This is a genomic window from Vibrio sp. Isolate23, assembly GCF_022398095.1.
In the GTDB taxonomy this organism is placed as follows: Bacteria; Pseudomonadota; Gammaproteobacteria; order Enterobacterales; family Vibrionaceae; genus Vibrio; species Vibrio coralliilyticus_A.
Map to the genome: position 1 here is coordinate 262970 of NZ_JAKEUV010000004.1, position 14331 is coordinate 277300.

A 14331-nucleotide genomic window follows, 5' to 3' on the forward strand; every position below is an offset into this window, starting at 1 on the left:
TAAACTTACACGACTTTATTAAATCAAGAACCCGACAATAACCATCATTTTTATAGCTTGAGCTAAGCAAGATAGAAACTGTGGACTTATACAAAGACTAACTTTAACTTCAAAACGCATATTTTTCTCCTAACACTCGTTACGTTGCTAAGATACTTAATTGCTTATCCTATCTGACATGACACAAAATCCAGATTTTGGCGATATTGTGTCAGGGAGCAATACGAATGATCTGCCTTTCTGTCAAAGATGGCGTATCAAATACTGTCGCCGTAGTGACTGTAACAATGTCACGCAAAGGTTGCCCTGTAAAATCTCGAAGTTCTTGAGTTAAATTTCTTATGAAATAACTACGTTTGGCATTGGGATGACTCGGCTTATCTAATCTGACAGATTTCCGACGCTGTGAACCAACAATATTAATTTCATCTTCAGACTCCAATGACGCTAACTCAGACAGTATTTCGCTTAAAGGTTGTGGCAAAAAGTCAGGCCATGATTCATAAGCAGGTCTTGTTTTTTCGTGCTCCTCAACATTGACCTCAGGTTTGAGTATTTGTAGAGAGTGCTCAACTATATTTGCCATTACAAATTTTTGGCGTTTCTTGAGGTACTTCTCTTCAAGGATTCGGTCGTAAGGACTAAATTGAATTAAAGACTTCAATTTTAGAGCTGTGTCTTTTACATCTTGGAGCCATATTGCATGCTCTTTGGGAGTTAGGTTGTACGGCTTTATATCGATAAAAGACTGAGAGCACTGAACCATGGAGACAAAGAGAGTTGGCTTAATTTTATATTTTGGTAGTCGTTCCCAAACCGACTTCATATCTTCATAGGTTAACAATCGCGCCAACATATCGGCTTCATCAGTGTCAGGCTTTAAACTTGGAAACTTTTTTTGCCAATACGCGACCTCTGCCGCTTGCTCTTCCCATTCAACGATAACAGATTTAGGAGCCCACAGAGGGAAGTCCGGTCTCTCAATTTTAAAACTTGTCATACTTTTTCGTTATTCTTTCTAACCCTGATTTCAGTAATGTAGCCAATCCGAGTTTCTACCGATTCGTTTTCAGTTACAAATAGCGTGGGGAAACTTTTTAACTCTTCAATCGCATTTTGATCGAAGAACTTATACCGCTCACTAATTTCATCAGCAGTGTACTCGACAATCGCTCTACTACGGTCACAATGATAAGGAGTGAGATCCCACGTTTTAGGTTCATGGGAAATAATTAAGTTAAACAATATACAATCTCCTTTTTCATAGGATCAAATGAAATCGAACGCCCAATTAAGTAGTAAGCAACGCTACAATTGACCTAAACCATTATGACGTAGACACTAAATCCGGATCAAACCAAAATGCTAAACGTTGCTAATCTGCTTGAAGTGATTGTTAAGCTTGCTACTTTGACACTGTTTTTATATACACATTAGATGTGTCAAATGATTAAGATAGTAATGATTACAATCACCATAGTAGTACTATTAATCTATGCCACATACATTGCGTTTGTCGGTTCAGGATATGATGCTTTAGTCTTGATATTTACAGCAAGATTGATAGTTTGAACTGTTTTACTCGGTATCGAATCGTTATAAGAGAGTAGTTTTTCTCATTGTTTGAAGATAGCAATTCTAACTTGTTCTCTTGCAAATTCTTATAGCACAAACAATCTAAGCAAATCAGGTTATGTAAAAAAGAACCTCGAATTTTTTTATGAATCTAAAAATATGGAGTATTGCTCAAGCCAAGAGCAACCGGACGAAGAAATGCGAACTTTATTCAATAAGAATAAAGGTAATTTACGTAGTAAATGTGTTTTGCAATCCCACATAGATTTACAAGATCTAAGCATGGATTTGGCCAAAGCCCGCTATTTTGATTCAGCTACTGGAGCAATTGATACTATTTATCGTAGCTTTAATGAGCCAGATTCATTAAGTTGTCAAAAATTTGCCGAAGTAAGTTACGTTTGTAAGTCACAGGTAAAATGGCAATAGAGATACAAATAGATGTAAAAATTAGGTGAGGCATTTGTGTGAGCTTCTGCCACAAACATCCCAATGTGCTAGTTTTCACTATCGTTTTTGTTCTGTAAAGCCAATAACATTCTATTTTTTGATGAGATGGTAGACAAGATGTCGACATACAGAATTGTTCGAACCTCCGAACTGATGACTCATGAGTTTGCTCAGGTTGAGACAGACTTATCCAAACTCACACCTGCAAAGCTTCCAGATTCGGCAAGGAAGGGCACTTCTTTTGATCGAACTATTGAGCAACTCGAACAAGGCCACATTGCTCTGTTGGTCGACACTCCAGCCACTCCTGCTTTCTCTATGGAAGGCACTTCCAATTCGAGACAATGGGTAGTATCCAGTCACGTATCCCTAAACTTAAGCCCTCAAGCTGCATCATCCTTAAATGCTCGCGCAAAAATGGCTAACTCTCGGTCAAGTGGAGTTGGATACAGTAGTGTATCGGCGGGGTATAGTCCTGTCATAGAACCCGTTTATACCCCCGAGCCAATTGTCAGAGACTCACCTGAGAAGGCACCAGATCTTAAATATGAGTATTGCATTGAGATTGCGTGCAAGCTCGAAACATACAGAGAGAGGATTGGATACAGCTTCTCATTAGCTAAGACAAAACAAGAAATAAGTCTTGGAAATTGGATAGAAGAGCCCACTAACGAAGGTGTACGGCTGAAAGTACTTAGTGCATTTGATGAGCCTAAATCCTTATTAGCCAAAGTTGCTGATACCCAAATGGGGATTACTCCAAAAGATAAGGTTTCACTGAAACCGATAGGTACCAATAGGGCAAATGAGTCATTCATTCCGCTGATTCCATCCATTGAGTTTGGTGCGAGACTGGGACTTCCTACAGAAGGATATTTCTACCACTTCCACAATAACGCTATTATCCAAGAATTTAAGATAATGGGTGATAGTAAGTGGGCCTTCTTTGCCACTAGAACGAGAGCCGGCTTAATTGATGAATCACAAGCGGCCAATAAACTTCAATCTGCAATACTGGTTTACTGGAAGTTGAACGGCGCAATCGTCACAGAACAATATATAGTGCATAGAGAATCCCAGTTAACCAAAGAACAATTGGAATCAGTTGATCACAATTGGCTTCAGAGCAACGGAATTCAAGTTGACCCCGTTAAGCTAATTGACGCTATTAAAAGCGCACCAGAAACAAGATCCGACGATATCAGGCTTGAGACAGACAACATTGAGAGTGGAAATGAAACTCACACAGTGGAAGCTGTTGGCAATAGCAGAGAGTCATGGGTCGAGATAGCAAACCAACACAATCTAACACCCAAGAGACTCTTGGAGTTAAACCCCGTTTACGATAACGACCCAATGTCACTAAAGGTGGGCGACAGCCTCGTTGTTAAGGAGTCTATTCAGAACAAGTCGGAAGCAATTAGGTTTTCTGAGTATCCTCCAGTTGGACCTAAAGACGTAAATCATCCATTGGATGTGTTTTATCAGTTCACGGAGACACTACTGCCGAGTAGCAAGCTCAGAGCTATCAATCATGAAAACATCGTTAAAGGCAACCTTCCTGTTTTAAGAGTTTCAACGGATAATGAAACTGGGTTCGAAATGGGTTTTTGTCAAGTGACATATTCCCAACCGAAAGAAGAGGTCTTTACTTCGTTATTCACAAGCGAAACACCAGCAATCGCTAAAGAAGCAATTCGTAAGTACAACGCGCATCTGAATAACCCTGTTAGACAAGGCGAGATAGTAATCATTGTTTCCGAGGAACCTACAGAGGAAGAAGACAAGATTAAACTTTCCTACTTGATTGAGGATGCCCAAGCAGCAAGTGAGGCCCTTATAAAGCTCACTGAAGAAGAAGTAGCTACGGCATATCGTTACTTTGAACTCCTAGATCATAAGGTATCTCAAGCGGGTGATTACCTAATCGATGAGGTATTCCCTCCAACTAGCAAATACATAATCGATAACGCGAAACTGTCTGACAATTATGCCATTGCTAGTTTAGGGGTCGGTGCAGCTGCCGCTTCAGTTGAATCAAGGCTCACTTACATCAACTCTATTCTGGCCGAAATGAACGATCTCTATATTAGAGAAGTCGCAGTGGCAAATAGAATGGGTAACATGAATAACGGAGTGTTTCTCGCGGAAAGAGCTAAATTATTAAGTAAGCTTGACGACGGCTTAACGTCCTTGACCAAAAGAAGTGTTCAAATCCCGGCATTTAGGCAGATTAAGAAAAACCTAGGCCTGTCTACTCGTTCTACTATCCATAATGCAGACGAGATCATTGCCAAAGGAGTAGTTCCGCATCTTGGGAGACGAATAGCTCGAGTTTCCCTTGCAATAATGGGGTCTAAAGCCGCTGGGTGGCTTGGTGTTGGGCTTGGTGCTGCTAGTGCGGTAAACAACATTCATGATGCCTGTATGCTTCAAGAGAACGGTGAATGTGGAAAAACATCAGTTAAAGAGGTAGCAGGCCTTTACGGCGGGTATGTAGGTGGAATTAAAGGCGGTGCCGCTGGTGTTACTATTGCGCTTGCCATTGTTGGTGCAGCCGCTTCAGCTCCTGTCATTGCCATCGCTGTTATTGTTGGTGGCGGCATTGGTGCTGCAGTTGGAGGTATAACATACTCAACTGCTGCTAAGATAGCTGCTGAAGGTGTATACGAATTCGGCGAGTTTATTTACGAGACCGCAGTAGAGTTAGTTGAGGAGTTTTAGTGGATAAATGGATCATCGTTTTGGCTGGGGTACCATTCTTTTTGCTAGTGGCGTTGTGGCTACTTTGGGTATTCCCGTACATGTTCTTAATGCTTCGCTCGGGGCTTGGTGATGCAAAGCATATAGCCAAGCTAGACAGGGCCTTTGGCTTTGAAGAGTCAAAAATGGCCGACTCTCTATCCTTTGGTCGAGGCTCTCGTTTTATTTCCTATTCAATGAGGTATCCGCGTCTTAAGAGAGAGCATAAGCTAACTTCTCGTAAAGAGCACCTGACTATGCTAATAAGCTCTGCCTTTGCCTATTCATCTGCGATTCTTTTTATTCTCGGGATAGGATTTAATCTCTTAAATTTGGGTGGCTGAGTACACTTTAGTACGTCCCAAAATGTAAAGTTAAGACATTTTTCGGCGTGCTAAAAGGGTACTATTTAGACTGTGTCTCAATCGCTAGTCTGGTTTGTAACCTAAACCACCCTTGCCACAATGTCATTTGAGAAATCCGACCTGTTCGTTGGGTATTCTTCCATCCACCTAATCAATACTTCTGTAAGGTTATGATATATTGGGAGTTTATTTCTGCGGCATTTTCTATCTAGTTTTAGCTATGCATCAATGCTTCACCTGTATATCTCACTTAGATAGCTCATATAATTCATTCATAAATCTCAACTGAAGTAGCTGAGTTGTAATAAACGCCAACATGACGCTAAGTCTTGTTAGGTAATCTTTATTCTTCTGATCATAGAGACAGTAAACGGTGATTTTGAAGCAATATAGAATTTCCTTAGCACGCATTAAAAATTATAAAATACGCCAGTCCAGTTGCTTCCTTGAATCAGATATGTTCATTGCTCTTATTTAACTCTCTAATCAAATATGGTGACATAGACCTTTCAATATCCTTTGCAAAACCATTAAATTTGATATGTTTTGCCATTGCTATAAGTGACTTTGTATTATCTGCTAGCTGTTTTTCCGCTTTTTTAATATCTTCGCGAAGTTTGGCATTTGTTTTTATGAGTTCGTTACGGCTCTTGGTTGAACCAGAGCGTAAACTTTCACCAAATACACCACCTACGTTAGCCTGTTGTATTGTTTTGTATTCTTCAATTAACTGTTTTCTATTTGTAAGAGTACTAATAGCACCAGTAATAATCTTCTTGTTTATCAATCTATCATAAAGATATTTATTACTGATGGGGGATTGTTCGAATCCTTCTTCAAGCATTTTTTTTAGTTCTGCTTCGATCGCTTTATCGAGATCTTTCCCCTTTAATTTAGACATTTTTATTTTCCCCTTTTGATTTTTGTTTTTCCAGTTTTCGGTGTTCGTAGGCAAAAATTGTAGCTAGGGTCTTTGGTTGCTTATGGTCGTCAAAGGCGATTAAATTAATCGGTTGTTTAGGGAATTCAAGACTAGCCGAAAGCTTGGATAAACGATCAAGATTTAGAGTGACCAAATTCAAGTCTTCAGTCAATTCGGTTAACTCCAAAGGAGTGATCACTCTCTGGAGAGCTAATTCCTGCAGTTCTTTGATGGTGCGCATATTTGTCTGAATCTTTGCTTCTAACTTTTCCGGCTCATCAGCCCGGCCGGTAAGAGTGAAATACGGACATGGCCTGCCATCCTGGCATTTGTGATTATATGGACATGACCATAGTTCTATTTTTCTCATACAACTACCAAAATCGAGAGCATGTAGAGTGGTATGGCAGTGTAATAATGCTTTTTTTTGGGATTTTGAAGGCTCTAATCTGTAGGCTTTGGTTAGACCGGCAGTAATGTCGTCAATATCTGAATTAATCATATCTTCGAAGAAATTAATTGTATCTTTGTGAGTGGTGAATGTGTGAAAGTTTTGGTTTAGCCCATTATGAGCTTTTAACTTTGGGTTAATGTGAATAACACCAGTCGCTTCTATTTTATCAATTGGGCTAAGATTTTGGGTTTTATTATTTATTTCGTTTCGAATATCTATTCTTTGCTCATAAGGAATAATATCATTAGCTTTTGCTCTTTCTTCTATTGCAAGATGTTGATATTTATCATTTTGATTTATATCTACGCGTCCCATCATTGCTGCTTGCAAGTGATCATTAATACCTGCGATAGCAAGGAAAGTATTTATATTGTGTCGAGGTATATGAGTTGTCATTCGTGAGAATTCACCATTTTCTTCTATCAATCCGTAGGTTCTAAACAGTGTGTTTTTCCCAGCCAAAAAATTGTTTATAGCTTGAAAGCTTATAGGGGTCGCTATCGTTGGATAGTAAAGCTTTGTCCCTGTTGTTAGTGAACCTAGCGGTGCAATAAATAGGAGCTCTTCATAAGGAATGTTTATTATTTCTCCTGTTGATGTGTCATTAAAGTTGAAGGAAAAGTCCTTGGCGTTAATGTGCGGTGATTTTGACGCGACCGTTTGCAAATATGCATTGACATCAGGTGTGTGATAAAGGACTTTAGCGTAACCCCTATGAAAGGGGTGTAGTCCAAATGATCTGAAATTTCGCTGTATATTTTCTCGCTGTCTACAATATGGTGAAGCTCCGATGGTAACGTGTTTGATAAGATCACCAAGCTCAATGTTTTCTTTATCTTTAAGTGACAGAGGTAAAAGGTTTTTAACTCCAGTGCGTCTGAAATCAGAATAAATTCGTCTTAAGTTTTGGGTTAATTTTAGAGTGTCGTTAAAAATTGTCTCGACTAGAGGAATAGCTAGGGGCTCAATCCAGTGCACGCGTTGTCCCGCTTTTTTTTCTCCAATGTACTCAATTCCCAGATAGTAAGTTCTTAGCCCTTTATCTTGAAGGATTTCAACAACCTTATCATCGTCAACCTCAAGACGTTTTAAGGAATCTTTGCGTATAGCTCTTGCCTCACCGAAGCGAAAGCCTGTTACCAGCAATAACATTGTGAGGTTTAACAGGATTTTCTCACCATCAGTTTTAACTAATTTTCTAGCTGCTACTAAATTCAAAAAAGTCTGAATAGTAAGAAGTTTTCTATCTTCATCTTCATCTAGCTCATTAGCGAACTCACAGTCGTGAAAGTTTGAGTTGTTGTGTATTTGAGAAAGTTTTGTGTATTCATTTGTGTGCTTTTTTTTAACCGTAGGAGTATAAAATAGAGGGGTTAATGTTACGCCAAGGCGGTTGATATGATTAATTAAAGAGCACATAGAGGATTGGACAGTATCAGCCCCTTTTCCGCCTAATTCTTTAGCATCCATTGCCTGCTGAATTATTTCACTACTAATATTCATCACCTTAGGATTGCTATCTCCGTTAATAAACATTCGTATATAGATGAGCTTGATTAGCCCTAGTGTGCTTTCTTTTAGAGTTTTGATTGATGTTCTTTGGGTATAGTTTATCTTCAACAATAATGCTTTGGAAAAATCAATAAACTCTTGATTCATATTTATTTTTTTAGGTAAGACTTTGCTTTCACCCGGAAGGTAAACTCCTTTTCTTGCTTTGGTTGAGATAGTGGTGAAGTTTAGGGATACTCTATTATCACAAGAAAAAAGCCCTGAGGAATACTGACTTTCAGCTACCCATTTCTGGTTTAATCTTTTGTCTTTATAACCTTGCCCATCCCAGTTGAATTCAACAATTGGTTGTATAGTGAGCTTAAAATAAGATTTTTGATCATATATGAATATTTTCAGATTATTAATAGCCTCTTGCATTACAGTTTTCTCCCATTTATGCGATTAATTATAATCTGAATTTGTATTCTTGTTTTTAGCATGCTTTCAGATATAGGGTTTCTGCTATTTCCAGATTTTTCTGAAATCTCGATAGTGTTCAATATCTCGCTTTCAAGTGATTTAATAACATTGATATGTTTTTCTGAATCAGAAGAAGGATGAAAATAAAAACATCCATAGCATGAGCGAACTTTTGCCAGGTGACAGTTTGATTTTTTCCGGCATCCTCCAATATGTAAGTGCAGTTTTCCATTTACTATACCGCTAACTTTTTTACCATCCCAGTTATTTATATCAATTATGTAGTCTGTCATAAGGAGATTGATCATATTTTCCCATGCATTATTTGTTCCGAGAGCATTATTCTTTATAATTGCCAATTGAGGAGTAGCAAGTATGTAATAAGATGCCGCATTAGTTTTTGCATGTCCGAGTATGTAGGCTATTTCGTCGGCGCTCGCTCCACTCATAGCCATTGAATGACCGATGTTATGACGAAAATCTATAGGGGTAAGGTAGGGCTGTAAAAATTCGCCATTTGTGATTTTTTTTTGAATTTTTTTGGGTTGAATACGAAATAGGGTACGCTTAATGATGAGTTTGATTAATCTATGTATTGATGATTTTATTGGTAATAATGGTGACTCAGTACATAGTTTGTAGCGCTTAATGTAAGATTCAAAAAAAATACCAAATTCAGTAGGAAGCGCAATACAAGCACGTTTTTTTGTGACTTTTTGCTTTTTTGCATATGGCATCGATAAACTATAACGCACTAGTCCTGTGTTACTATCTATGGTGTCTTGATGAATATCGTCTACCGATATTTTTGACAATTGTACGGGGCGTAGTCCTGTAAAATACAAAATGCTAAAAATACACCAATCCTGTAATTCTTCATCTGAAATAATTAATGGGTTGTATAATTGTTCTGGTTTGAGGGAGCTAATAAATGAGCTAGCATCCATTATACCGTTAACTATTAAAGTTTTGGTTGATTGGGGAAATGCATTTTCTATATTTTGATAGACCAGATATCTACCGCTAGAATTTGGCGGAGGAATATCAAGTAGTGATTCTCTATCTTCATCTTTAAAGCCTGGCAGTTCTATACGGCAAAGAAACTGTGTAAACCCCCTTACTTGGTTCCATTGCATTGGGTGGACGATATCAACGTTAGCTTTAAGCCAATTTTTATATGATGAAAAAGACAATTTAAGAGAATTGATTATTTTTAGGCGATAAAGATTTTCGGAAAAGAAAATAGAACCATTTTGTGCGCTTTCAAAAACGTAATACTTTAGTAGGTTAGTTATTTCAGAAGGGAATTTAGTAAAATTCAAATTAACTTTTTTACCACTGTAACGATATATCCATGAATTTTCAGATGTAACAACATTAATTTCATCAAATGGATTATCTGTCGTGACTTGAAGTCTTCTAGGAATTTTTAGTGTAGAATTAAAATCTTTCTGTTTCTTTGTGATTTTGAATAAAGAAATTTCTTCAATCGTGAGTTTATCTACCATTAATTTATTCCTTTTATCTTTGAACAGAAATTGCTAGGCTTATAACTAAATTTTTCTAATGGAGTGATGGAAGGTTTACTACCTCGTCTCTATATTGATCATTAAGTGCCAAGTTAGCGGTATTTGCTTTTTCTGCGATAAAACGTCTCGCATAATGATTAGGCATCTCGGATTTTGCCGACCAGCCACCTAACGCTCTGAGTTTATCCTTAGCTGATTCCATGACGCCTTTGGTGTCAACTGCTCCTGCCTTAGTAAAAAAGGCAACTTCGGAATTAAAACAAATTCCTAGTGTTCGGTATGCCCATGTGTGCCGAAATATATGTGGAGAAAGCTGAGTGATTACGTCCGCATTCTTCGGATCAAAATACTCTGGGTACTGCTTTTTAAATATATCCGCTTTTTTTTTAAAAATTTTATTCACAGCATCGTAAGAGAGCGGTTTTCCATTTTTTTGTGATGACGTAAATAGAAAGCCGTAGTTACTATGTTCCTTTACGCGTTCATAAAAATGCTTAATTAGATAAAAAACTTGTTCACTTATTTCCAATGTTCGAATACTGTAATTGTTTTTTATGCTCGGCCTGCGTATTCGTGGGTCTTCCTGATTATCAAGATTTGAGATATACATGTAAAATTTATTTTTATGTATATTGGATTTAAATGAGGTTTCTTCTAACAATAAGGCTTCACCGATCCGTAATCCGTACAGATTTATAAGAATAAATAAAATATAATTTCGATACTCAATGTAATTCTGCTTGGTAAATATTTCATCGTTTACTAATGGCGTAGGTTTGAAAAGTGCTGAGAAACTTACAAGTTGTTCGTTAGTTAAACTTCTCAAGTCATTACTGTCACTTGTAGTCTCCGTATAATGAGAATATTTTTTTGATTCTGTTTCCAGCTTTCCAAGTAAAAACCTTTCAATTTTTTCAAGTTCACTGGTCGTCTTACCTGTGTAGTGATAGGTAATATAAGTATGAATGAGAAATTTGATAAAGCGACAAGCTGTTTTATATTGCTGCGCGCAGGTTTGCATCTTAGTGATAGTTTCATAATGAGTGATTTCTGATGGCAACTTATAAAGGTTTACTGCCAAAATACGATTATTAGTTAGATATATCCAATATTCGGGTAGCTGCGATGTTAGCTCAGAGATAGCGCTCGAAGAGTAGTCAAGTCTATGAAAAGAATAATCTAAAGTACATCCCCACTTTTCTAGCCAAAACTCATAAAAATACTTTAAATTTGCCAGCTGAGATTTTTGGTAGTTAAGTGATTTATTGTGTAAGTGGTCAAGGCAAAAACGAAATGATAGCAGAGGCGGTTGAACGATGTCTGTATCGAAGAGGAGGCACTTCGTTTTTTCAATTAATAAGACGTTATACATGTACTAAATAACCTATCTACTTTACACTATATGTATATAACTAGTAGTAAATGTTACAGGTGTCAAATATGGAATTTATGGAAAGGCGAGTAAGAATTTCTTCTATAATACGTTTATTTCTAATTGGTCATGTAGTGAATTAGACTTATGGCTTACGTTGTTGAATTACAGTTTGAGTGTTTTGATAACACCACTATTTCTGCTGTCGATAAAGCGATTAATGGCCTGATGGATGCGTTGCGTTATAACGGTCAGGTACTTGGGCGTGAGTTCCCTATCGTGATGGGGGAAGGGGAATTTTTTGTTCGGGTAGTATGTCCTGAGCAGGAAAGCTTGCACCCTAAACACCATTCGGATTTTGTTAACGTCTGCATCGAACGTTTGGCAGAGGCGTGCTTACTGGCACCTAAGGCTCGTTTACTTGGACGAGATTTGAATTCAGAGCAAGCGGCAGAAGAAACAACTCCTGAATGGCAGGTGCTCTATACCACTTATGTGCATACCTGTTCCCCTTTGCGCAGTGGGGAAAGTTTGCTGCCAATCCCTCTTTATCGTAATGGCCCGACACTCAATGGCGACCATAAAGCGGTCATCAAATGGCAGACTGAGTGGCAGGCGTGCGATGAAATCCAGATGGCTGGTGCTTGCCGAGCTGAGCATGCGGCACTTCATGAGATTTGTGATGCCGACAGTGTCCTTTTCAAGCGTGGCTGGGATTTACGTGGTCGGATCGAATATGTGACGGATATTCCGACCTATTACTATCAGTACCGAGTCGGTGGCAAAAGTCTGAAAGATGAAAAACAGCGTAAATGCCCTAAGTGCGGCGGAGAGTGGTTATTGGATGAGCCACTGCATGACATTTTCCACTTTAAGTGCGATGAATGCCGAATTGTCTCCAATATTTCTTGGGATCACATCAAATAGCGCATCTTAAATAAACAAGACCCGTATTATTGCGGGTCTTTTTTTTCTTCTTGCTCAGTGGACTCTTCGTCCTGCGAGCGAGTTTTTTTGTCCGTTTGTCCAAACTTCATTTTGGCTGTGTACTTCAGCGCGGCAATATTACCTATGATGACACTCAAGACGATAAAGATGATCACCCAAGGGTTGGTGAGTAGTTCCATTAATCCACCTCATTGGAGATATTGGTGATAAATTGATTGTAGATCGTTTCGAGATTCGACAACACCACTTCCTCACCCAGTATTCCGCTGTTTATCAGCTCTTTTTGAAGTGTCTCCAGACTAAGCTGAGATAAACAAGACGATGCGGTTGCGCCATGACTAATGTGCCATGGCTCTACTGCGACACCGCCCTGATATCTTGCATATGGAAAGAAGAATCCAAATTCAGTCAGCGACTCTTTGAGCCAACGGTAAAACTCTGCCTGATGGCCTGTTAGGTATTCCCATGGCTCAAGCTGTAACTGGATGTCTTGAGGTAGACTGCTGCGATCAAATACATCGAAGTCACATCCCCAATGATGGCGACTGGCCCCCGGTAGTGCAGACCAACGTAAGATAGCCATAACCTTTTCTGAGTCAGAAAGCTGCTGGCTATCTAGAGGTTGGCCGTTTTGATCAAGAATGGCTGTTTGGCCAGCCATCTTTCTGTTCCAGATGGCTTTCTGGCGCTCAAAATCGCGGAAACCGCTGGCAATATTGAGATTGAAACCTGCCTGAACCGCTGCCTGTCGCAAAGCCTGTAAATCGCTTTCGACATTAGGGTGAACGGCGAAAACCTTATGACCAAACATAGTGTCAGTCAGGTGAGTCGAAACTTTGCCAGTCAGCTGCTCAGGGGTTATGTTCACGCCAGAAGATTCTCCAGTGTTTTCTGATACATCTTGGTCAGCTTTTCAAGGTCGTCCACTTTCACGCACTCGTTCACTTTATGGATGGTTGCGTTAACCGGGCCTAACTCCACTACCTGACCACCCATACGGGCGATAAAGCGGCCATCGGAGGTACCTCCAGTGGTGAGTAGAGCAGGTTTGGTTTGATTGACGCTATCAACGGCGTCAACCACAGCGTCGAGAAGTGCGCCTGTATCTGTCAGGAATGGGTCGCCGTTGAAGGTCCATTTAAGCTCGTAGTCTAAGTCGTGCTTATCGAGAGTGTCAGTGACGCGCTTAACGATCATGTCGTTGTTAAGTTCGGTGCTGAAACGCAGGTTAAACTGAACATTGAACTCACCCGGGATCACGTTAGATGCACCGGTTCCTGCATGCACATTCGGGATCTGGAAACTGGTTGGTGGGAAGTAGTCATTGCCCTTATCCCATTCTGCGGAAGTCAGTTCATGAATGGCGAGGAGCGATTCATGCACTGGGTTTTTCGCCAAGTGCGGGTAAGCGACGTGTCCTTGGATGCCTTTAACGGTTAAGTCTCCGGTGATGGAACCACGACGACCATTTTTGACCACATCACCCACTATTTCCGTACTGGAGGGCTCACCGACGATACACATGTCGATGTTTTCGCCGCGCGCCATTAGGGTTTCGACAACACGGACTGTGCCATTGATGAACGGGCCTTCTTCGTCTGAAGTAATCAGAAAGCCAATTGAACCTTTGTGGTCAGGGTTTTCGGCGATGAACTGCTCAACAGCTACGATCATGCTAGCGAGAGAGCCTTTCATATCAGCTGCTCCGCGACCGTGTAGGTAGCCGTCAACCATAGTCGGTTCGAATGGAGGCGTATCCCATAGCTCGACATTACCCGCTGGCACGACATCAGTGTGGCCGGCAAACGCAAACAGCGGTGCTTCTGTGCCACGACGTGCCCAGAAGTTTGTGGTGTCTTCAAACACCATCACTGCAATTTCAAATCCTAAAGCTTTCAGGCGTTCAATCATCACATCCTGACAACCTGCATCCACAGGTGTTACCGATTGGCGGCTAATTAAGTCTTTTGCAAGCGCCAAAGTAGGGCTGTCTGTCATCC

General features: G+C 39.8%; 13 protein-coding genes. 4 read left to right on the forward strand and 9 right to left on the reverse strand.

Annotated features, from left to right (window positions below; translation table 11 throughout):
• Positions 1 to 211 precede the first annotated feature (211 nt).
• Both L1D31_RS13300 and L1D31_RS13305 read right to left on the reverse strand, forming a co-directional pair.
• Complete coding sequence (locus L1D31_RS13300) at positions 212 to 1000, reverse strand: hypothetical protein (protein WP_239837579.1); 789 nt, start codon at positions 998 to 1000, stop codon at positions 212 to 214.
• Positions 997 to 1245 (reverse strand): hypothetical protein, encoded by a 249-nt coding sequence (locus L1D31_RS13305; RefSeq protein ID WP_239837580.1) that lies wholly within the window; start codon positions 1243 to 1245, stop codon positions 997 to 999. The genes L1D31_RS13300 and L1D31_RS13305 overlap by 4 nt, the downstream gene beginning before the upstream one ends.
• A 378-nt stretch (positions 1246 to 1623) precedes the next feature.
• Here L1D31_RS13305 and L1D31_RS13310 point away from each other — a divergent pair, with 378 nt between their 5' ends.
• The 3 genes from L1D31_RS13310 to L1D31_RS13320 all read left to right on the forward strand — a co-directional run bounded on the left by L1D31_RS13310 (position 1624) and on the right by L1D31_RS13320 (position 5111).
• A complete protein-coding gene (locus L1D31_RS13310; protein WP_239837581.1) occupies positions 1624 to 2004 on the forward strand; it encodes a hypothetical protein in 381 nt (126 codons plus the stop codon).
• Between the two features lie 138 nt (positions 2005 to 2142).
• Complete coding sequence (locus tag L1D31_RS13315; RefSeq protein WP_239837582.1) at positions 2143 to 4749, forward strand: hypothetical protein; 2607 nt, start codon at positions 2143 to 2145, stop codon at positions 4747 to 4749.
• Entirely contained in the window at positions 4749 to 5111 is a 363-nt protein-coding gene (locus tag L1D31_RS13320) for a hypothetical protein (RefSeq protein WP_239837583.1), read from the forward strand. Before L1D31_RS13315 ends, L1D31_RS13320 begins: the two co-directional genes overlap by 1 nt.
• A 472-nt stretch (positions 5112 to 5583) precedes the next feature.
• Here the strand turns inward: L1D31_RS13320 and L1D31_RS13325 are convergent, their stop codons facing one another.
• The 4 genes from L1D31_RS13325 to L1D31_RS13340 are packed head-to-tail and all read right to left on the reverse strand — an operon-like array spanning position 5584 to position 11383.
• On the reverse strand, positions 5584 to 6033 hold the full coding sequence (locus L1D31_RS13325) for a hypothetical protein (RefSeq protein WP_239837584.1): 450 nt from the start codon (positions 6031 to 6033) through the stop codon (positions 5584 to 5586).
• Complete coding sequence (locus tag L1D31_RS13330) at positions 6026 to 8440, reverse strand: hypothetical protein (protein ID WP_239837585.1); 2415 nt, start codon at positions 8438 to 8440, stop codon at positions 6026 to 6028. Before L1D31_RS13330 ends, L1D31_RS13325 begins: the two co-directional genes overlap by 8 nt.
• Positions 8440 to 9990 (reverse strand): site-specific integrase, encoded by a 1551-nt coding sequence (locus tag L1D31_RS13335; RefSeq protein ID WP_239837586.1) that lies wholly within the window; start codon positions 9988 to 9990, stop codon positions 8440 to 8442. Before L1D31_RS13335 ends, L1D31_RS13330 begins: the two co-directional genes overlap by 1 nt.
• 55 nt (positions 9991 to 10045) lie before the next feature.
• Positions 10046 to 11383 (reverse strand): tyrosine-type recombinase/integrase, encoded by a 1338-nt coding sequence (locus tag L1D31_RS13340; RefSeq protein WP_239837587.1) that lies wholly within the window; start codon positions 11381 to 11383, stop codon positions 10046 to 10048.
• A 147-nt stretch (positions 11384 to 11530) separates the two neighbouring features.
• Here L1D31_RS13340 and L1D31_RS13345 point away from each other — a divergent pair, with 147 nt between their 5' ends.
• Positions 11531 to 12310: a Zn-ribbon-containing protein gene (locus tag L1D31_RS13345; RefSeq protein WP_239837588.1), complete on the forward strand. Its 780-nt coding sequence runs from the start codon at positions 11531 to 11533 to the stop codon at positions 12308 to 12310.
• A 26-nt stretch (positions 12311 to 12336) separates the two neighbouring features.
• On the opposite strand, the gene L1D31_RS13350 is transcribed toward L1D31_RS13345, so the two are convergent.
• Genes L1D31_RS13350 through dapE form a run of 3 tightly spaced genes read right to left on the reverse strand, consistent with a single transcriptional unit; the run spans position 12337 to position 14329 of the window.
• Positions 12337 to 12510, reverse strand: a complete 174-nt coding sequence (locus L1D31_RS13350) for a DUF2897 family protein (RefSeq protein WP_239837589.1) — start codon at positions 12508 to 12510, stop codon at positions 12337 to 12339.
• A complete protein-coding gene (locus tag L1D31_RS13355) occupies positions 12510 to 13193 on the reverse strand; it encodes a M15 family metallopeptidase (RefSeq protein WP_239837648.1) in 684 nt (227 codons plus the stop codon). The genes L1D31_RS13350 and L1D31_RS13355 overlap by 1 nt, the downstream gene beginning before the upstream one ends.
• Positions 13194 to 13195: 2 nt before the next feature.
• The gene (gene dapE, locus L1D31_RS13360; protein WP_239837590.1) at positions 13196 to 14329 is read right to left on the reverse strand and encodes a succinyl-diaminopimelate desuccinylase; all 1134 of its coding nucleotides are present in this window, start codon (positions 14327 to 14329) and stop codon (positions 13196 to 13198) included.
• Between the last annotated feature and the right edge of the window lie 2 nt (positions 14330 to 14331).